Genomic DNA, 19,923 nt, shown 5'->3' with positions numbered 1-19,923 from the left:
ATTGTTAATATAAAAGTTTTGATTTTAAATATGAATTGTTTCTTAGTTAGAATGCGCTTTATTTACTATTGAAAAATTCCTTTCTGAAAAGAATGAACAAAATTTCAAAAGTGTATTTACATTTGTTCAACTAAGAGTTAGAATGAAGTTGTTAAAAGATATGAGGAGTGAAGATAATGAATATTGCAAAGTTAATTGACCATACAATTTTAAAAGCTAATACTACTAAAGAAGATGTTATGAAAGTAATCGAAGAAGCAAAGGAATATAAATTCGCTTCTGTTTGTATTAATCCTACATGGGTGAAGCTAGCTGCTGAAGAGTTAGCTGGGCATGATGTAGATGTTTGTACTGTAATCGGTTTCCCATTAGGAGCAAGCACTACTGAAACAAAAGCTTTCGAAACAAAAGATGCTATCGCAAAAGGTGCAACTGAAGTTGACATGGTAATCAACGTAGGCGCTTTAAAAGATGGCGATAACGAGTTCGTTGAAAAAGATATTTATGAAGTAGTACAAGCAGCAAAAGGAAAAGCTCTTGTAAAAGTAATCATTGAAACTTGCCTATTAACAGATGAAGAGAAAGTACGCGCTTGTGAATTATCAGTAAAAGCTGGTGCTGACTTCGTAAAAACTTCAACTGGATTCTCAACTGGCGGAGCAACTGCTGAAGACATCGCATTAATGCGCAAAACAGTTGGACCAAACGTTGGTGTAAAAGCATCTGGTGGCGTTCGTACACGTGAAGATGCAGACAAAATGGTAGCTGCTGGAGCTTCTCGCGTTGGAGCAAGTGCTAGTGTTGCAATCGTATTAAATGATGCAAAAGGTGCTACAGATAACTACTAATCATTAATGAAGTTAAAAGCAATAGATACACAAAGTAAAGTGTATCTATTGCTTTAACAATTGAAAAAAATGTAAGCGGATACGAATGGGAGGAGACGGCTTATGAAATATTTAATCGGTATTTTTGGCCTCGTATTGATTTTAGGTATCGCTTGGCTTGCTAGTAATGATAGAAAGAAAGTCAAATATCGCCCAATCATAACGATGGTTATATTACAATTCATTTTGGGGTTTTTATTATTAAATACAAGTGTAGGGAATATATTAATTAGCGGAATAGCAGATGGTTTTGGAGAGCTATTAAAATATGCCGCTGACGGTGTGAATTTCGTATTTGGTGGATTAGTAAATCAAAAAGAGTTTTCGTTCTTTTTAAGTGTATTAATGCCAATCGTATTTATTTCAGCTTTAATAGGTATTTTGCAACACATTAAAGTATTACCTATTATTGTGAAATCTATTGGTCTAGCATTAAGTAAAGTAAATGGAATGGGGAAACTAGAATCATATAACGCTGTTGCTTCTGCGATTTTAGGACAATCTGAAGTGTTTATTTCAGTTAAGAAACAACTAGGATTATTGCCAGAGAAAAGAATGTATACATTATGTGCATCTGCAATGTCTACCGTTTCAATGTCTATCGTTGGATCATATATGGTGTTATTAAAACCACAATATGTTGTAACCGCTTTAGTGCTTAACTTATTCGGTGGTTTTATTATCGCTTCTATCATTAACCCTTATGAAGTTACTGAAGAAGAAGATATGTTAGAAGTACAAGAAGAAGAGAAAAAGACTTTCTTTGAAGTATTAGGGGAATACATTATAGATGGATTTAAAGTTGCAATTACAGTAGCAGCTATGTTAGTCGGTTTCGTTGCTTTAATCGCATTCATTAATGCAGTATTTAAAGGTGTAATCGGTATTTCATTCCAAGAAATTCTTGGTTATGTATTTGCACCATTTGCATTTATTATGGGTGTACCTTGGCATGAAGCAGTTAATGCCGGAAATATTATGGCAACAAAATTAGTATCAAATGAATTTGTCGCTATGACAGATTTAGCACAAGGAAACTTTAATTTCTCAGATAGAACGACAGCGATTATATCTGTATTCTTAGTTTCATTTGCAAACTTCTCTTCAATTGGAATTATTGCAGGGGCAGTTAAGAGCTTAAATGAAAAGCAAGGGAATGTAGTCGCAAGATTTGGTTTGAAATTACTTTTCGGTGCAACATTAGTAAGTTTCTTATCAGCAACAATCGTAGGCTTATTATTTTAACAGATTCATATCATATAAAAAGGAATGGTGATTGTAATGAGAATGGTAGATATTATTGCGAAAAAACGTGACGGCAAAGAATTAACGACTGAAGAAATCAAATTCTTTATTAATGGATATACAGACGGAAGTATTCCTGATTATCAAGTGAGTGCACTTGCAATGGCAATCTTCTTTAAAGATATGACAGATCGCGAACGTGCAGATTTAACGATGGCGATGGTTGAGTCTGGAGAAACGATCGATTTATCAGCAATTGAAGGAATTAAAGTAGACAAACATTCAACTGGCGGTGTTGGTGATACGACAACATTAGTATTAGGACCATTAGTAGCTGCTTTAGATGTACCAGTAGCAAAAATGTCTGGTCGTGGTTTAGGACATACAGGCGGAACAATTGATAAATTAGAAGCGGTAGAAGGATTCCACGTTGAAATTACGAAAGAGCAGTTCATTGATATTGTAAACCGTGACAAAGTAGCTGTTATTGGACAAACTGGAAACTTAACACCTGCAGATAAAAAGATTTATGCATTACGTGATGTAACAGGAACAGTAAACTCAATTCCTTTAATCGCGAGTTCAATTATGAGTAAAAAAATTGCAGCTGGTGCTGACGCAATCGTACTTGATGTAAAAACAGGTGCTGGCGCATTTATGAAAACAGAAGAAGATGCAAAAGAATTAGCACATGCAATGGTGCGTATCGGAAATAATGTAGGACGTCAAACGATGGCTGTTATTTCAGATATGTCACAACCGCTTGGATTTGCAATTGGTAACGCTCTAGAAGTGAAAGAAGCGATTGATACGTTAAAAGGTGAAGGTCCAGAAGATTTAACGGAATTAGTACTTGTATTAGGAAGTCAAATGGTCGTACTTGCGAAAAAAGCAAATACGTTAGAAGAAGCTCGTGAAATGCTAATTGAAGTTATGAAAAACGGAAAAGCAACTGAGAAGTTTAAAGAGTTCTTAAGCAATCAAGGCGGAGATAGTTCAATTGTAGACAATCCAGAAAAAATGCCACAGGCGAAGTATGTAATTGATGTACCTGCAAAAACTTCAGGTGTTATTTCTAACATTGTTGCAGATGAAATTGGTATCGCAGCTATGCTACTTGGTGCTGGCCGTGCGACAAAAGAAGATGAAATCGATTTAGCAGTAGGATTAATGTTACGTAAAAAAGTTGGCGATGCAGTAAAAGAAGGCGAGCCATTCGTAACGATCTATGCAAATCGTGAAAATGTAGAAGATGTAAAAGCAAAAATTTATGAAAATATTTCTATTGCTGAAACAGCAGTGGCTCCTAAATTAGTTCATACAGTTATTACTGACTAATCATAATTACACATACTTTAAGGGGGAAATAATATGGATAAGAAAAAATATATCGAAGAAGCAAATAAGATGTTAGCAAAAGCATATATTCCGTATTCGAAATTTCCTGTTGGCGCAGCATTAGTTACGAAAGAAGGTAAAATCTATACTGGTTGTAATATAGAAAATGCTTCTTACGGTTTATGTAACTGTGCAGAAAGAACAGCGATCTTTAAAGCAGTATCAGAAGGGGAGCGCGACTTTAGTTACTTAGTTATTACAGGCGAAACGGACGGACCGATATCACCATGTGGTGCTTGTAGACAAGTAATTGCTGAATTCTGTGAACCGAAAATGCCAGTTTTACTAACGAATGTAAAAGGTGATGAAAAAGAAGTGACTGTTGAGCAATTACTTCCAGGTGCTTTCTCGATAGAAGATTTAAAATAAGTTGAAAAGTCATTCCGCAAATATTAATTGTGGAATGGCTTTTTTATTTTCAAAAGTTGAATGTAATATTTTGTTCATATTCCGTTCATAAACTTTGTGTAAAATGATTGCAGCGAATATGGAAAGTTTACAGCAGGAGGAATAAAATGAAGAAATTATATAATGCAGCATTTATTTACTTAATTATAGGTTTATTATATAGATAGGAGTGGATAGTATGATAGCACTTTTATCAAGTATTGTAGCGGTTTGTATGGCTGTTGGTGTCATGTTTCTTCGCTTTAAAGCAGCGAAAAAACCGGTAACGAAAAAGAAAATTATATTACCGCCAATTTTTATGAGTACTGGCGCAATGATGTACTTCTTACCGGAGTTTCGATTAACATCGTTAGAAATAGTAGAGGCGATTAGTATAGGACTTATTTTCTCTATATTTCTTATTAAAACAACTAAGTTTGAAATAAGAAACGAACATATATATATGAAACCGTCAAAAGCATTCATATTTATTTTAGTGGGCTTATTGGCTGTACGAGTAGCGTTAAAATCGTATTTAAGTCAATCAATTGATTTAGCAGAGTTAAGCGGAATGTTTTTCTTACTTGCATTTGCGATGATTGTTTCGTGGAGAATTGCGATGTATCGCTCATATGTTAAATTGGAAAAGACAATAAAAAGAGCTGGAATTTCTAAATAGGAATTCCGGCTCTTTTTATGTTTTATACGATTGTTTTTTTAGCTTTGATTTCATTTGCTTAATTTTAAACGTATTTGAGCATCTTGTAATGCGGCTGGTGTAACGTTAAGACCATGTTGATCAACAATTTTTGTGTTTAATAAAATGGAATCTAAGCTTCCACGAAATGTTTTTGTATAGTTTTGACGCAGCATTTGTTGTTCTTGTTTTTCATCAACTGTTAATCCATATGCTTTTTCTTTTTTTGATAATTCGTTAATACGGAATAAAATGTTTTTCATTTGATTCACCTCTAGTTTCAATTAATTACATTAGTTACTTACTAATGTATAGTTATTGTAACGTATCTTTTAATAAGTGTCAATGCTTATAAACATTCATTGTTTTGTAAGTGTGTGGGGTGATAAAGAATGAAAAAACCACAAATACTTGAAATAGGGAAGATGTTAATATACAATACCTAAGTAGGGTATATAAAGTTATTATTTTACTTTATGAGAGTAATAAGCAAAAAGGAGTATGTAATAATGAATGCAGTAATTTCAAAGAAAGAAACAATCATCTCATATACGATTGCTATTTTATTTATTTTAGCCATGGTAATAGCAGGTGTGTTATTAAATGATCCAGAAGTCATTTTGCCGGAAATAGCGGCAATGGCAATCGCTTTATGGGCATACCGTGAGCCGGGATGGCTAAGACAACCAGAAAAAATCTTTATTGCACCGTCAATAACAGCTGTAATTGGTTTTATGGTGAATCAAATGGATATAGCCTATTTAGGGAAAGTAAGCTTAACGCTTGTATTGATGATGCTGTTTTTACGTGTTATTCAGTCCAATTTAGCACCATCTATTGCGACAGGTTTATTACCATTAGTAACAAATGCGACGGAATGGTCATTTGTTATCTCAGTCTTCGTTTTGACATTTATTTTAATGATGGGTGTTCTTATTTTTAAATTGAATAACGGTATTGAGCGAAAAGTGAATATACAGTATAAATATATGACTGTATTTCTAATACTAAATTTCGTTTGGATCAGTTTATGTTGGATAACTGGTTATGAACAATTAGCGGTTATTCCGCCAATTCTAGTCGTTGTGTATGAATCACTTCAAAAACCGATGTACAATGAAAAAATGGCATTTAAACAAATAGTAGTATTAACTACATCAGCAACTGTTGGAACTTTATTGTATTTTGCAATTGATTCATGGATTGTAGTTACTTTATTCAATATGATATTAATGCTTATTTTATTAAAAATAGTTGGAGTACGTATTCCAGCAGCGTATGCATTTCCCTTACTTCCGCTCGTATTTCCTGATGAAATGATAAAAATGTTACCAGTAGGTTCATTCATTGCAGGGGTATTTTTATTTGGTGCAGTACTATTGTATAAGAAGTGGGAGATGAAACAAAAGGGCATGCAGAAGAGTGAAATATAATTTGTAAAAAAGGTAAGTTCAAATCACTTGAACTTACCTTTTTTATTTATACCCAATATAAGGATATATCATAAATTCCAACTAAAATGAGTAGTACCCCTGCTATAAGTTGAATGTGTTTTCCTATTTTTCGGCTCTTTTTAAGTAGTGCTCCATTTAATCCAAGGTAGGAAATGATGAACATTAATATAACGATAGGGAGAGCAGTTCCTATCGAAAAGAATGTCGGAAACAAGTAACCATAATTATATGAGAAAGATAAAGGGATTAACGTTCCGAAAAATAGAACGAACATAGTCGGACAGAAAGCTAAGGAAAAGAAGAATCCAAGTAAAAATGAGCCAACCTCATTTTGTTTTCGTATAAATTTGATCGAGAAGAAACTGCTTCCTTTTATAATACCTGCCAACATTAGCCCCATTAAAATTAATAAAGGTCCAATTATTTTTCGTAACCATGGGAAATACAAAGTTAATATTTGCTGAATCTCTTTTCCTAAAAACCATACTAATAGTCCAAGTGTCGTAAAAGCTATTATTTTTCCTAAAATGAATAACAATATATGTTTCCATGCATGTCCCTTTTGTAAAGATTGATTCCCATAAAGTGTAATAGCGCTAATGTTTCCTGTTAATTGGCAAGGAGCAAGGGTACCTACAATGCCTAATAAAAATGCAAATAAAAGAGGAATTGATTTCGTAGTATTCGCGACATCCATTAAAGGAGACATGAGTTGATAACTCCACTCGCTAATTGTTGAAAACACGTTATATTCACCTTTCTAATTAAATTGAAATGCTCCTTCTTTCGTAATCTGCTTCCAAGTTTTCCCCTCATCTGTAGAAAGGAACACATTTGCTTTCATTGTAGCAAATACTATTTCAGATGAATTTTGAGGATTTTGTGATATGTACATAATTGCATCTTTAGAATCTAAAGATGGAGTTTGTATGTTTGTTTCTTCATTTGTAGCAATTGATTTCTTCGTTATCATTTGCTTATTGATAGGGGCGTAAAAAACATCTTCATTACTTAATGTAACTGCTGTCGATTCAAGTGATGTAGAGAATAGTTCAAATGTATTTCCGTAATCTGTAGATAAGTAAACACCATCTTTAGCACTTACCGCGACTACACTAGATTGATCAGGGTGTACGGAAAAGGAATGAATTGTACTTGAAAGACCTTTTAACTTACTATTTTTCCAATCTTGTCCGTTGTTCGTACTGAAATAAAAACCTTGTTGTAATTTAGAATTTGGACGCTCATTGTATAAATAAATTGCTTCCGTATTATATCCGACAGCAAGGTTGTGAAAATCAGATTCTCCATAAAACGCTAGCTTCTCGAGGGTATTACCGCCATCAGAACTTTTCATTAATCCTAAAGGATTTTTTAAATTTGCACCTGGTTCAGGATGGCCGCTGGCAAAGAATCCGTTCTTCGTTGCCTGAAACCCCATATAATCATGTAGCTCAGTCTTAGTTTCAAACCATTTTCCATTTTGATAAACTTTTATACCACTGTGAGTGGCGATAGAAACTCCGGGCATATTTCCTGCATAGCCAATTCCATGAATGTGCTCGATTTTTCCAGATGTAGTTTCCTTATAGAAGTTTTGCGGACTCGTATTTCCTGTTTCTGTATGTTTTCGTTGAGATTGCACCGTGTCTTTCTTCACTGGTGCTGTTTCGGCGTTGTTAGAACATCCTGTAATGATGAATAAAGAAGTAATTGCTATCCCTGTTGCTACATAATATTTCAAAGTTGTAGCTCCTTTCCTATATATGAGATTTTAAGTATATGGAATAAATGTCAAGAAATTGTGGAGTGGTATGCATCATTTAGATTGGAATGGACACTAGTAATGAAAATTTTCCTTTTTCTATGAGTACTATCAATTGACGAAAAATTATAACAATAATAAAATGAATTGTATTGGGTAATTAGATTTACAAGTATACATAGAACGCTAGGGGGATTATTATGAAATCAACATTTTTTGCTCAAAATAGAGAACGATTAGTAAACACATTACCAGATGAATCTATTACTATTTTATTTGCTGGACAAGCACCTCATATGTCGGCGGATGCACATTATAAATTTGTGCCGAATCGAAATTTTTACTATGTAACAGGAATCGAGGAACCAAATGTTATTTTCATGTTGAAGAAGTTTGGAAATAGTGTTGAAGAAACACTGTTCATTGAAAAATCGGATCCAGTCATGGAAAAATGGGTCGGTAAAACAGTTTCTAACAAAGAAGCAGAGAAAATTTCAGGTATAAAGAAAGTTGTATATTTAGATAGCTTTGAAAAGACAATGTCAAATATACTTTTTACAGAAAATGTGAAGCATCTATATTTAGATTTAGAGCGTCGTGAGTGGAATGGTACGGAGACAAAAACGCTTGCTTTTGCTAAACATGTAAGAGAACAGTATCCACACGTTTTAGTTGGTAATGTATATCCGAATATTTGTGAATTACGAGTGTTTAAAACAGAAGAAGAAATTGAAATCATAAAAGAAGCAATTGCTGTAACGAAAGAGGGTATTTACAACGTACTTAAGCATGCAAAAGCAGACATGATGGAGTATGAATTAGAAGCTCAGTTTGATTTCACATTGAAGTCATCTGGTATTAAGCATCATGCATTCAATACAATTTTGGCAAGTGGGAAAAATGCTACAGTTCTTCATTATGAAGACAATGATGCACAAATTCAAAATGGTGATTTAGTACTGCTAGATTTAGGCGCTCAAAAAGACTACTATAACGCTGATATTAGTTATACATTCCCGGCAAATGGAACATTCTCTAGTCGCCAAAAACAAATGTATAATATTGTATTAAAAGCATTGAAAGAAACAACGAAACTCATTAAGCCAGGAGTAAAGTTTGCTGCATTAAATGAGCATACAAAAAAGGTACTAGCAGAAGAGTGTAAAGAAATTGGTTTAATTCAAGAAGACGAAGAGTTATCAAAATACTATTATCATGGTGTTAGCCATTTCCTTGGTTTAGATACGCATGATGTAGGAACATATAAAGATAGAGTGTTAGAAGAAGGCATGGTTATAACAATTGAACCTGGTCTTTATATTGAACAAGAAGCAATTGGAATTCGTATTGAAGATGACATTCTTGTAACGAAAGACGGACATGAAAACTTGTCAAAAGATATTATTAGAGAAGTTGAAGAGATTGAAGCGTTTATGAGAGAAAACAATGTAAATATAAAAAAAGATGAAGTTGTTACGAAATAACCATTAGAAGAGGCGCTCAATTTTGGGCGTCTTTTTATTTAGCTCATTGCATATCTCCATATTTTCTTGAAAATCATTTTTTATAATGATTTTGAAAAAGAAAAAGGAGGGGTTTCCATGAAGAGATTTGTGTTAACGGCAGTTACAGTCTCTGTCATATCTTTAATTGCTGCATGTTCTGCGACTACAAATACAACAAATGATCATAAAAATATGAACGATAAAAAAACACCACAGACTGAAACGGCTACAAAACCATTGAAAGTTGAAATAGGACCAGAAGTTACTTTAATAGCGAAAGAAGAAAAGCAAAAATTAAGTAACGGTGTTATTGTTCCAGTCTGGACATTTAATGGCTCATCTCCTGGTCCAGAAATTCGGGTGAAAAAAGGCGAAAAGGTGAAAGTGACATTAAAAAATGAACTATCTGCACCAGTATCTATTCATTGGCATGGGTATCCTGTCCCAAATAATATGGATGGAATTCCAGGTGTGACGCAAGATGCGGTTGAATCTGGAAAAAGTTTCACCTATGAGTTTGAAGCGAACGTACCAGGAACGTATTGGTATCATTCACATCAAGATTCTGTAAATCAATTAGATAGAGGTTTGTATGGAGCGCTCATTGTAGAAGATACAAAGGAAAAATATGATAAAGATTACACAGTAATGTTAGATGAATGGGTAACAGATAAAGAAGAGATTAATAAACAGTTAAAAGAAATGACAAAAGGGCAAAAAGGTAATAAATCTAAGGATAATGAAAATACGAAAAAGAATGAAGATAAGAACGGCATGGATCATTCCGGTATGGACATGGGCAGTGATAAAAAAGACTCTAGTAATATGACAGGAATGGACCATGGAAATATGAAGATGGAAGGCCATGATATGAGTATGTATGACTTATTCACAATCAATGGTAAAAGCGGGGATTTAGTAGAACCATTAAAAGTGAATAAGGGGGATAAAGTCCGTCTTCGACTCGTTAATGCTGGTTATCTATCACATGATATACACGTTCACGGTCATGATATAAAAGTAATTGCGACAGATGGTCAACCAATAAACGATCCAAAAGTTATAAAGAATCAAGTAATTTCAATCGCACCTGGTGAACGTTATGATATTGAATTTACTGCTAATAATCCTGGGAAATGGTATGTTGAAGACCATTCAGCAAATAAAGGTGCAAAAGGAATGAAAGCTGTTATTGAATATGATGGCAGCAAAGAGATGAAAGATAAAGCAGATGAAAAAGAAAAATTATCGAAATTAGATATGACGAAATATGGTGCTAAAAAACTAGGTAGTTTCACGTTAAATCAGCAGTATACTGCCACATATAATATGGACTTGAATACGCAAATGAATGGAAATGAAATGGTATATACAATTAACGGAAAGGTATTTCCAGACATTGACCCGATTCCAGTGAAAAAGGGTGATTTAGTAAAAGTAAAATTGGTAAATCGTTCTAAAATGGACGATCATCCGATGCATTTACATGGTCACTTCTTCCAGGTGTTGAGTAAAGATGGAAAACCGATAGAAGGTTCTCCAATTGTGAAAGATACTTTGAACCTAAAACCAGGTGAAGAATATGAAGTAGCCTTTGTAGCAGATAATCCGGGTGATTGGATGTTCCACTGTCATGATTTACACCATGCTTCCGCTGGGATGGTAACAGAAGTGAAATATACAGATTATAAATCTGATTATGTTCCAAACCCAAACATTCCTAATAAGCCAGAATAATATAAAATTTATGGAGTTGATGATAATATAAAACAGCTATCTTAGGGATAGCTGTTTTAATGATTTTTAGCATGAAAAAAGCTGTTTTTAAATGTAATGTTGTGTATTGGGCATATTATTTTTATAAAAGTTTAGGAAGCGGGAGCGATAATGCCCTGTATAAGAGTTTACAAGATAAAAAATGCGATTTTTGTTATTTATGGATTTAAAAAACATATTCGTTTCTGGTTTGGAAGTAGATAATAGAAGAAATCGCTAATTTTTTGTATACTCAGTTGATAAAATTACAGTGGTAAATTTAATGTGTTGTAGTTCAAAAAGGATAGATAATAGCCCCTTACATTTGACCTTTTTTTTATTTTATACTACAATTCGTAGTGCGAAGGGAGGACGGGTATGTTCAAGCAAAACTATAAGTGAAATGAATAAGGCATAAATTATTTTTTTGACCGCTTGAAGCAAAAATCATAGAAATTATTTGGTGCTCAGAAGGTATCACAATGAAAAGTGTGCAGAAAAAATTAATGTTACAACGTTACAGCACATATCAAAAATTGTTAGCTGATCAGTAGTACAGTATGTGATAGATAAAATAAAGTCACCTTTTGGAATGGGAAGTGCTTTGCTTAAGTTTATTGGAATGGAAAAAAGCTTCCAATGATCTTGTGACCGCATCTTTTGGAAAACAGTGACTAACTTATGGGTGAGTGTTTGTGGTTTTTTTTAAGAATTTAAACTACACAGTGTAGTGTTTTGTGAAAAGAGGCAAAATGAATGCAGCAGATTAAAAGATATGGATTGTACTAGGAACGGGAATGCTTTCATTTGTCTCACCGTGCATCGGTCCAATTTTGACCGCATTATTAATGCTTGGTACAAAGAATCCAGATCAAGCATTTATTTACATTACAGTTTACAAACTGGGATTTGCGATTCCTTTTTTCTTAATTGCCTTCGTACGTTACGAAAGAATGGAATAACACCTCCGTTGTATATCTAGAAATAGAGGTTGATAGAAAAGAAGAGTACAACATGAGTAGAAAAGCATTTGATATAAAAAATAATAAACTAAAGATATGATGATACTTAAATGTATTTATGGGAAGGTGTTTAATACCTATGAAAAGAATTTTAGCTAGTGTGGCAGTAGTTTCTGTTACAGGAAGTACATTTATTGGTACTGCTCAAGCGCAAACTTCTATAGTGCCAAAAGACAAAAAACATGAGCAACCTACTGATACAGTAACATATGAAAATCCAGTAACAGTAAACACGAATGTTCTACGTGTTCGCACACAGCCAAATACGTCTAGTGCAATAATGGGGCGCGTGTATGAAGGGAAAGTTTTACATGTTATTGGAGAAGACAACGGTTGGTTGAAAATTAACCATAATGGAAAAGTAGGTTATGTAAGCAGTCAATTTGTAATAGACGATAGCTCAAATGGAAGTGACAATAACAATGGAAAAGTTCAAGTAGCGAGTGGGAATTACAAAGTTAATGTATCCTCCCTCCGTGTTCGCACAGGTCCAAGTACTTCCCATACGATTTTAGGCTCTATACATAAAGGACAAGTTGTTCAAGTAACTGGTGAAGTTCAAGACTGGGTCAAAATTAACTATAGTGGACAAACTGCTTATATTAGTAAAGATTACATTTCAAAGAGTGGCTCTAATGCAAATGTAGACCAAACAAATGAACAACAAAATAATGTTACGGTTCAAACTGACGGTACATACATTGTAGACGCTACTTCTTTACGTGTGCGTACAGGTCCTGCTACTTACCATAGTGTAATTGGTGGTGTATTAAACGGACAAACATTGCAAGTAACTGGCGGTGTATTAAACGGACAAACATTGCAAGTAACTGGCGGTGAAAATGGCTGGTCGAAAATTAATCATAATGGCAGAACTGGTTATGTGAGCAGTGAATATGTAAAATTCGTTAAAGAGGGTACACCATCAAAACCTGAAACAAGTAATCCATCTACTGGAGCAACAGTTGGTGACTACTATGTTAACGTAAGCATGTTAAATGTAAGAAGCGGTGCTGGTACAAATCATGGTGTAATCGGTGCTTTATCAAAAGGAATAAAAGTACAAGTTCTATTTGAACAAAATGGCTGGTTGAAAATTAATTACAACGGTAAAAACGGTTATGTATCAAGTAAATTTCTATCAAAAACAAGTGAGACTGATACAGAGGAGCAGCGACAATCCCAAGAGGTAAATACAACTAATGAAATTAAAACAAATGACTTTATTCAACCAGCTGCAGGAAGATATACTTCTGGATTTGAGAAACGTGGTGGGCAAATGCACCACGGATTAGATATTGCTGCTTCAGGAACAGTGCCAGTTGTTGTTGCCGCAAAAGGTGTAGTCACTCGCTCATATTATTCCACAAGCTACGGTAATGTGGTGTTTATTTCTCACAATATTAACGGACAAACATATATAACTGTATACGCTCATTTAAAGAGTCGTTCTGTTACTGCAGGTCAAAAAGTGAAGCAAGGACAACAACTTGGCATAATGGGGAATACAGGACAATCTGAAGGACAACACTTACATTTTGAAATCCATAAAGGTGAATGGAATGCACAGAAGAGCAATGCTATGGATCCAAAACAATATATTAGTTAAGTAAGAATTTTTTATTTTAAGATGGGGGTATTGTATACCTCATCAAACTAAGAGAATTGAATATCTATGAACTGAAAAAATATACTATCAATCATGTAGATTTAGAAGGTTCATTAAGTGTAGAAAAGTAGAAAAATAATTGATGGTGAAGATTACGACATGAATTAATTTGAAAAAGAGAGGTCACAGCATTGTAATTCTGTGACCTTTTATTATATAATGCAAAGCTATTATTTATTAGTTTTCTGTATAATTATTAATCCTGATCCCATGCCAGAAGCTAAACTATAGTTATTATCTACAAATACTCCAAATAATAAGTAAGTCGCATCCGTAAACCACATTTCATTTGGGGCTGACGATTCAAAAGTGTTTTTTATTTTCATTTGTTAAAAAATAAAATTATCGATTATAGCTGCTAGTGTTTATGGATAGGTTGTTCATGTTCAGAGGGGAGCGGTAGGGTATGATCTGGGAATGTTACGAATACAGTAAGAACAATTACTACGCTGATCGAAAGTAATAATAAAAAACGCCGTTCGATAAAAGTAGAAAAGGTTTCTGATAAAAGTTGAATTATACATGACATAGTTATTGTTATCGTAAGTAAGAGACTAATGAACAGTATACTATGAGCTTGTTGAGCATTTAACATTTCTGTAATCATTGCTCCCATCATACTTGCCATTAATCCAGAGAACATTCCTTCTAAAGCAGTAAATAGGTGAAAACGTAGACCGACTAAAAAACCGATACAACCACTAATCAAAATAGCAAGCAATGTAGAATATAATAATTCTCCTTTAAAAAGAATACCTAAATAAAAACCTATACTTAAACCCATACTCATACTAAAAGACATAATAAATACCATATACTCCATTAGGGTACCGTTACGTTTAGAAATATATGATGTAATAAGAATCGAGATACAACAAAGTGTTAAGGCAGTCGATGTGTAAGCGAACATTATGATACCTCCCTGTCCTATCGTTCATTTCATCATATGTTCGTATGGAGATTACTTATGCTTATTTATATCTGCATATTATCTGCACAATTTAATAAATGTAAGTAAGTAGGTGCTTGATTTTTTGAGCATCTTTTTTATTTGTAAGCATGAGAAAGAAATTGTTATATAATGAGTTTCTATTGTGAAGCCATAAAGAATAAGCGTATAATATTATAGTTATCCCATTACTGGGAGTAACCCGCGAATGATAAATAAGATTGTTCTTTTATCATCGCCTCTAAACAGATAGACAATGAAAGTAACACTGGAATACAGATAGGGAGTTATAAAATGAAATTAATTATTGCCGAGAAACCAGATCAAGGTTTGGCTCTTGTTTCACAATTTAAATATCGCCGGAAAGATGGATATTTAGAAGTAGAAGCGAATGAGTTATTTCCAAATGGAGCGTACTGTACATGGGCAATTGGTCATTTGACGCAGTTATGTAATCCAGAACATTATCACGCTGAGTGGAAGAAATGGTCACTAAATACATTACCGATGATTCCAGAGCGTTTTCAGTTTGAGGTAACAAAGTCAAAGTATAAGCAATTTAACGTTGTGAAACAGTTGTTACATAACCCTCAGGTAACAGAAATTATTCACGCGGGCGATGCTGGTCGCGAAGGGGAATTAATCGTACGAAACATTATAAATCTTTGTAACGTGCAAAAGCCGATGAAACGTCTTTGGATTTCATCTTTAACGAAACAAGCTATATATCAGGGATTTAAAAATTTATTAGATGAAGCAGATACAATCAATACGTACTATGAGGCGTATACAAGGTCATGTGCGGATTGGGTCGTTGGTATGAATGCGTCACGTGTCTTTAGTATTTTGCTAAAGAAAAAAGGAATGAACGATGTATTTTCAGCTGGTCGTGTACAAACACCGACACTCGCATTAATTGTAAAGCGTGAAAAAGAAATAGAAAACTTTAAGTCTGAGCCGTTTTGGGAAGTGTTCGCAACCTTTAATATAGAAGGAAAGAAGTATGAGGGGAAATGGGAGAAGGATAGTGAATCCCGCTTAAAAGACCCTGATATGGCAAATAAAATTGCAGCATTTTGCCAAGGTAAACCGGCTGTAGTAAAAGAAATGAAAACGGAGCGTAAAGAGTTTCAGCCCCCGTTTTTATTTAATTTATCAGCACTGCAAGCGACAGCTAATAAAGCTTTTAAATTTTCACCGAAAAAGACGCTTGATATAACACAAGCACTATATCAAAAAGGGATAGTTTCTTATCCGCGTTCGGATTCTAACTATGTTACACAAGGAGAAGCAGCGACGTTCCCTGATATTTTACAGAAGTTAAGTCAGTTTGATGAATATAAAGGTTTATTGCCAGCACCAATTGAATCGATTATGAATAATAAGCGTTATGTGAATGAAAAAAAAGTTACAGATCACTATGCAATTATACCGACAGAGCAAGTTACAAATCCAAGCAAACTATCAGGTGATGAAAAGAAAATTTACGATATGATCGTAAGAAGACTGATTGCGGCGCATTATGAAGTAGCAATCTTTGACTACACAACGATTACAACTCTTGTAGACGAACGTGCTGAATTCATTTCAAAAGGAAAACAGCAAATTCAAGAAGGTTGGCGTAAAGTTATTTTCCAAGACGATAAAGATGACGAAACAATTCTTCCAATTGTCGCAGAAGGTGAACAAGGAAAAGTTGTAAAGGTGAAAGTGAAAGAAGGAAAAACACAGCCGCCGAAGCGTTATACAGAAGGACAACTTATTACGTTAATGAAAACGGCCGGTAAGTATTTAGAAAATGAAGAGCTGGAGAAAGTATTAAAGAAAACAGAAGGTTTAGGTACTGAGGCAACGCGTGCAGGTATTATTACTATGCTGAAAGACCGTAAATATATAGATGTGCAGAAGAACCAAGTGTATGCAACCGATAAAGGGAAAGTATTAATTACCGCAATCGGTGATAAAATACTAGCTTCACCAGAAATGACAGCGAAATGGGAGCAACGCCTTGCGGAAATTGGTGAAGGCACAGCATCACCAGCAACATTTATGGAACAAACGAAAAAGCTATCAGCTAAAATTATTGAAGATGCAGTGGAAATGTCAGAGAAATGGGATTTTACTGGATTACATGTTGAATCGATTGAGCGAAAAGGATCGAAATTTACAACAGGTAAAAAGGTTGGTAGCTGTAAAAAATGTGATGGCGATGTGATTGATAAGTCAACGTTTTACGGTTGTTCTAATTACAACACGACACAATGTGACTTTACAATCTCAAAGAAAATATTAAGCAAAACAATTTCGCAAAAGAATATGACAAAACTTTTAAAAGGTGAAAAGACCGATTTAATTAAAGGCTTTAAAAAAGGCGAGAAAACGTTTGATGCGATGTTAGAGTGGAAAGATAATAAGATTAATTTTGTGTTTGAGAATTAAGTTGTTCAACAAATAAAAAAATATGATAATTAAACTGTATCCTATAGAATAGACACTAAAAAAAGTCTATTCTATAGGATATTTTTTTGAATAAGTAGTACTATATATTTTTATTTAAAATAAAATATACAATAAAAAAATCTTTGTAATTGATAAATATTTATTGTAAAACGATAAATTGTGTATTAAAATCAATATCATAATAAATCAGTGAGGTGCTTTTTATAGAAAGTTAACAACGCTGTTTTTTATTAGAGGAGGTAAAACTATGAACAATCACAATTTGATTATTGAAAATATGGATAACCCTCATGAGTTGGAGAGAATGTATAGAAAAGACCCGAAAGCTTTTAAAAAGTCATTCTCACAAGCATGGGATGAAAACCCTGATTCTCAGCTTCTAGCTGCTTGGTATGAAAGATTGAATTTCAAGGAGACGGCAAATAAAGAAAAAATATCGCTGTTTCAAAAAGGTTTCTTATTCATGGGCATGTTAGCTATTCTAGCTGGGCTAAGCACTAGAATCATTTTCCACTTTGTCGAGCAGGAAGCAATTGCTCCAATTAACTTGGCTTTTGGTGTAATTCCCTTTATTGCTGCTTATTTTATTTACAATAATACTCCGAAAAAAAGTATTATTTACTTACTTGCAGTGTTGTTCCTAATTGCCGGGTTGTATCTTAATATGTTGCCATTAAATTATAAAGACAGCAGTATCCTTGCGTATTTACATCTTCCTATATTGTTCTGGGGCTTATTGGGACTTGCGTTTACGGGAAATGAATATTCAAAAGGTAGTACAAGATTAGCGTATATTAAATTTAATTTAGAATATGGTCTTCTCTACGCGAGTATGGCAGTGAGCGGAATGATACTAGCATTATTCACCATGCGATTATTTAGCTTCGTTGACTTGGATATAGGAGAGTTCTATTTTAGTAATGTTGTTTTATTTGGAGCTGCCGCTCTCGCTGTAGTGGCTGCATACTTAGTATCATTGAATCTTAAACTTGCTAAAAATATTACACCATACATATCTAAAATTTTTAGTCCGCTTGTCTTGATCACATTGTTTATCTATCTAATAACGGTAATTTGGGTCGGGAAAAATCCATTCTTGGACCGCAATTTCCTAATGGCCTTCAACGGAATACTCCTTGGTGTATTGGCTGTTACTATATTTTCTATCGTTGAGAGTGATTCAGACGAGAAAAAGAGCATTTCAGATTATATAAATTTTGCCTTAATTGTTCTGGCGCTTATTATTGACACTGTCGCATTGTCAGCCATCGTATTTAGGCTTTCTTCTTACGGGATTACACCTAATAGACTTGCTGTTTTAGGCGTAAACATACTGATTTGGGCAAATCTCATTTGGATTATGTTTTCCTATATGCGTTTTCTACAAAACAAATCAGGACCGACAGCTATCCAAGATGCTGTTACGAAGTATTTGCCAATCTACGGACTTTGGGCAGCTTTCGTTATATTTACTTTTCCTATAATGTTTAATTAGAAAGGTTTTGTTAATGTAACGACAAGCTAATTTTCTATAACGTATAAAATCCTTAGAGCTGATAATTATCGTTACTTCTATAATTTCTCGACAATAAAAAAACGTCCTAAAGTAGGACGTTTTTTTATGTATATTACTGTTTTTTCTTAATAAGTAACAACACTTGTGAAACACAAGCAAGTACTGGCAGTTCAATCAACGGTCCAATAACGAGTGCAAGTGCGATAAGAGGCTCGTCCGGAAAAGCTGTTACAGCGATGGCGAGTGCAACAGGTGAGTTTCTTGCTAATGTTGTTAAGTTTAAACTTACTGTATCTTTATAAGATAAACGCATTATGCGTCCGATAAATTGTCCCAGTGCAAAATTAATGATGAAGAACAATAGAACAGGAATGAGTAGTAATAAAACGACATTCATATTTTGTAGTAAATATTTTCCTTGTGATGCAAACATCGCTACGATTGCTAAACTTAAAAATACAATTTGAGCAGAGCTGAAAAACGGAATGAGTGTATTCTCGAGTGTTTCAGCTTTTTTCAGTTTATTCATAATGAATTTTGTAGCGTGTGCAAGTACAAATGGTAAGACGATTACGATAACAATACTTTCTACTAAAACAGAAACCGCTACAGTCTTCATGACACCAGCAAATAAAAATAAATACATGGGAAGGAGTAGTACTTGCAAAATTAAATTTACAGGCAAAATTGCAGTAGAAAGTGCTACATTTCCTTTCGCTATTTCAGTAAAGATTAAGTACCAGTCTGTACATGGAGTAACCATTAACATAATAAATCCAACCCAAAGTGCTGGATGATCTGAAAGAAATAGTGCACCTAATCCCCAAGCGAGTAAAGGTGTCCATAAAAAATTAATAGTAAGACTCGTTCCAGCAAATTTTAAATTACGGAATCCATTTTTTATTTCTTTCAATGGGATGCTGAGGAATAATCCATACAGCATGAAAAATAAGAAGGGGACAATAAATTGCTCTGCATACATATGTATCAAATTAAATTGTCCGAGTACGATGCCGCATGTAACAGCAAAAAGAATAATAAAAGTTTGAATCTTTTCTATAGTGCTCATGAGTAAATCCTTTCTAAATATGAATTGCCCTCTCAACATCCATTATACAAATAATAAAGTTACAATGGATGTTTTAATTGTATCGAGGTTTTTATTTTTAATTCGAGATATTATTTTTTATTTAAAGTTACTTGACTAAAGTAAG

At 33.9% G+C, this 19,923-nt stretch carries 17 protein-coding genes and 1 pseudogene; 13 read left to right on the top strand and 5 right to left on the bottom strand.

All coding sequences use genetic code 11. From position 1 onward, the window contains the following. Positions 1 to 176: 176 nt before the first annotated feature. The 5 genes from deoC (at position 177) to CER22_RS09675 (ending at position 4,596) form a co-directional block, all read left to right on the top strand. Positions 177 to 848 (top strand): deoxyribose-phosphate aldolase, encoded by a 672-nt coding sequence (deoC, locus tag CER22_RS09695; protein ID WP_001017444.1) that lies wholly within the window; start codon positions 177 to 179, stop codon positions 846 to 848. A gap of 102 nt (positions 849 to 950) precedes the next feature. Beyond that, a complete protein-coding gene (locus CER22_RS09690; RefSeq protein WP_000876170.1) occupies positions 951 to 2,132 on the top strand; it encodes a NupC/NupG family nucleoside CNT transporter in 1,182 nt (393 codons plus the stop codon). A gap of 36 nt (positions 2,133 to 2,168) precedes the next feature. After that, complete coding sequence (locus tag CER22_RS09685) at positions 2,169 to 3,470, top strand: pyrimidine-nucleoside phosphorylase (protein WP_001983022.1); 1,302 nt, start codon at positions 2,169 to 2,171, stop codon at positions 3,468 to 3,470. Between the two features lie 33 nt (positions 3,471 to 3,503). Continuing rightward, on the top strand, positions 3,504 to 3,899 hold the full coding sequence (locus CER22_RS09680; protein ID WP_000358522.1) for a cytidine deaminase: 396 nt from the start codon (positions 3,504 to 3,506) through the stop codon (positions 3,897 to 3,899). A gap of 217 nt (positions 3,900 to 4,116) precedes the next feature. Then, positions 4,117 to 4,596 (top strand): CcdC family protein, encoded by a 480-nt coding sequence (locus CER22_RS09675; protein WP_088063026.1) that lies wholly within the window; start codon positions 4,117 to 4,119, stop codon positions 4,594 to 4,596. A gap of 50 nt (positions 4,597 to 4,646) precedes the next feature. On the opposite strand, the gene CER22_RS09670 is transcribed toward CER22_RS09675, so the two are convergent. Further along, positions 4,647 to 4,877, bottom strand: coding sequence for a DUF896 domain-containing protein (locus tag CER22_RS09670; RefSeq protein WP_088063027.1), 231 nt, complete (start codon positions 4,875 to 4,877; stop codon positions 4,647 to 4,649). A 246-nt stretch (positions 4,878 to 5,123) separates the two neighbouring features. Between CER22_RS09670 and CER22_RS09665 the strand changes: the two genes are divergently transcribed. After that, positions 5,124 to 6,047 carry a hypothetical protein gene (locus CER22_RS09665; protein WP_142293458.1) on the top strand — a complete coding sequence of 308 codons (924 nt, stop codon included), beginning with the start codon at positions 5,124 to 5,126 and terminating at the stop codon, positions 6,045 to 6,047. Between the two features lie 46 nt (positions 6,048 to 6,093). On the opposite strand, the gene CER22_RS09660 is transcribed toward CER22_RS09665, so the two are convergent. Further along, positions 6,094 to 6,813 carry a sulfite exporter TauE/SafE family protein gene (locus CER22_RS09660; protein WP_256943715.1) on the bottom strand — a complete coding sequence of 240 codons (720 nt, stop codon included), beginning with the start codon at positions 6,811 to 6,813 and terminating at the stop codon, positions 6,094 to 6,096. A gap of 15 nt (positions 6,814 to 6,828) precedes the next feature. After that, entirely contained in the window at positions 6,829 to 7,812 is a 984-nt protein-coding gene (locus CER22_RS09655) for a F510_1955 family glycosylhydrolase (RefSeq protein ID WP_088608649.1), read from the bottom strand. Positions 7,813 to 8,033: 221 nt separating this feature from the next. Between CER22_RS09655 and CER22_RS09650 the strand changes: the two genes are divergently transcribed. The 5 genes and pseudogenes from CER22_RS09650 (at position 8,034) to CER22_RS09630 (ending at position 13,724) form a co-directional block, all read left to right on the top strand. Continuing rightward, positions 8,034 to 9,317 carry an aminopeptidase P family protein gene (locus CER22_RS09650; RefSeq protein ID WP_088608648.1) on the top strand — a complete coding sequence of 428 codons (1,284 nt, stop codon included), beginning with the start codon at positions 8,034 to 8,036 and terminating at the stop codon, positions 9,315 to 9,317. Positions 9,318 to 9,434: 117 nt separating this feature from the next. Continuing rightward, positions 9,435 to 11,075, top strand: coding sequence for a multicopper oxidase family protein (locus CER22_RS09645; RefSeq protein ID WP_088608647.1), 1,641 nt, complete (start codon positions 9,435 to 9,437; stop codon positions 11,073 to 11,075). A 432-nt stretch (positions 11,076 to 11,507) separates the two neighbouring features. Then, a pseudogene (locus CER22_RS09640) lies at positions 11,508 to 11,599 on the top strand (BlaI/MecI/CopY family transcriptional regulator); the annotation flags it as partial. A gap of 291 nt (positions 11,600 to 11,890) precedes the next feature. After that, a complete protein-coding gene (locus CER22_RS09635) occupies positions 11,891 to 12,055 on the top strand; it encodes a cytochrome c biogenesis protein CcdA (protein ID WP_088608646.1) in 165 nt (54 codons plus the stop codon). 139 nt (positions 12,056 to 12,194) lie between these two features. Beyond that, positions 12,195 to 13,724, top strand: a complete 1,530-nt coding sequence (locus tag CER22_RS09630; protein ID WP_088608645.1) for an SH3 domain-containing protein — start codon at positions 12,195 to 12,197, stop codon at positions 13,722 to 13,724. A 418-nt stretch (positions 13,725 to 14,142) separates the two neighbouring features. On the opposite strand, the gene CER22_RS09625 is transcribed toward CER22_RS09630, so the two are convergent. Continuing rightward, on the bottom strand, positions 14,143 to 14,694 hold the full coding sequence (locus CER22_RS09625) for a hypothetical protein (RefSeq protein WP_088608644.1): 552 nt from the start codon (positions 14,692 to 14,694) through the stop codon (positions 14,143 to 14,145). Between the two features lie 333 nt (positions 14,695 to 15,027). On the opposite strand from CER22_RS09625, the gene topB reads away from it, so the two are divergent. Both topB and CER22_RS09615 read left to right on the top strand, forming a co-directional pair. Next, positions 15,028 to 17,172, top strand: coding sequence for a DNA topoisomerase III (topB, locus tag CER22_RS09620; protein ID WP_088063034.1), 2,145 nt, complete (start codon positions 15,028 to 15,030; stop codon positions 17,170 to 17,172). A gap of 268 nt (positions 17,173 to 17,440) precedes the next feature. Next, positions 17,441 to 18,688, top strand: a complete 1,248-nt coding sequence (locus CER22_RS09615; RefSeq protein WP_088608643.1) for a DUF4153 domain-containing protein — start codon at positions 17,441 to 17,443, stop codon at positions 18,686 to 18,688. Between the two features lie 133 nt (positions 18,689 to 18,821). Here the strand turns inward: CER22_RS09615 and CER22_RS09610 are convergent, their stop codons facing one another. Further along, on the bottom strand, positions 18,822 to 19,778 hold the full coding sequence (locus tag CER22_RS09610) for an arsenic resistance protein (protein WP_088608642.1): 957 nt from the start codon (positions 19,776 to 19,778) through the stop codon (positions 18,822 to 18,824). Between the last annotated feature and the right edge of the window lie 145 nt (positions 19,779 to 19,923).

The organism is Bacillus sp. K2I17, assembly GCF_002209985.1.
GTDB lineage: Bacteria > Bacillota > Bacilli > Bacillales > Bacillaceae_G > Bacillus_A > Bacillus_A wiedmannii.
Note: the sequence above shows the minus strand (reverse complement) of the source record. Positions and strands in the feature narration are given on the sequence as shown.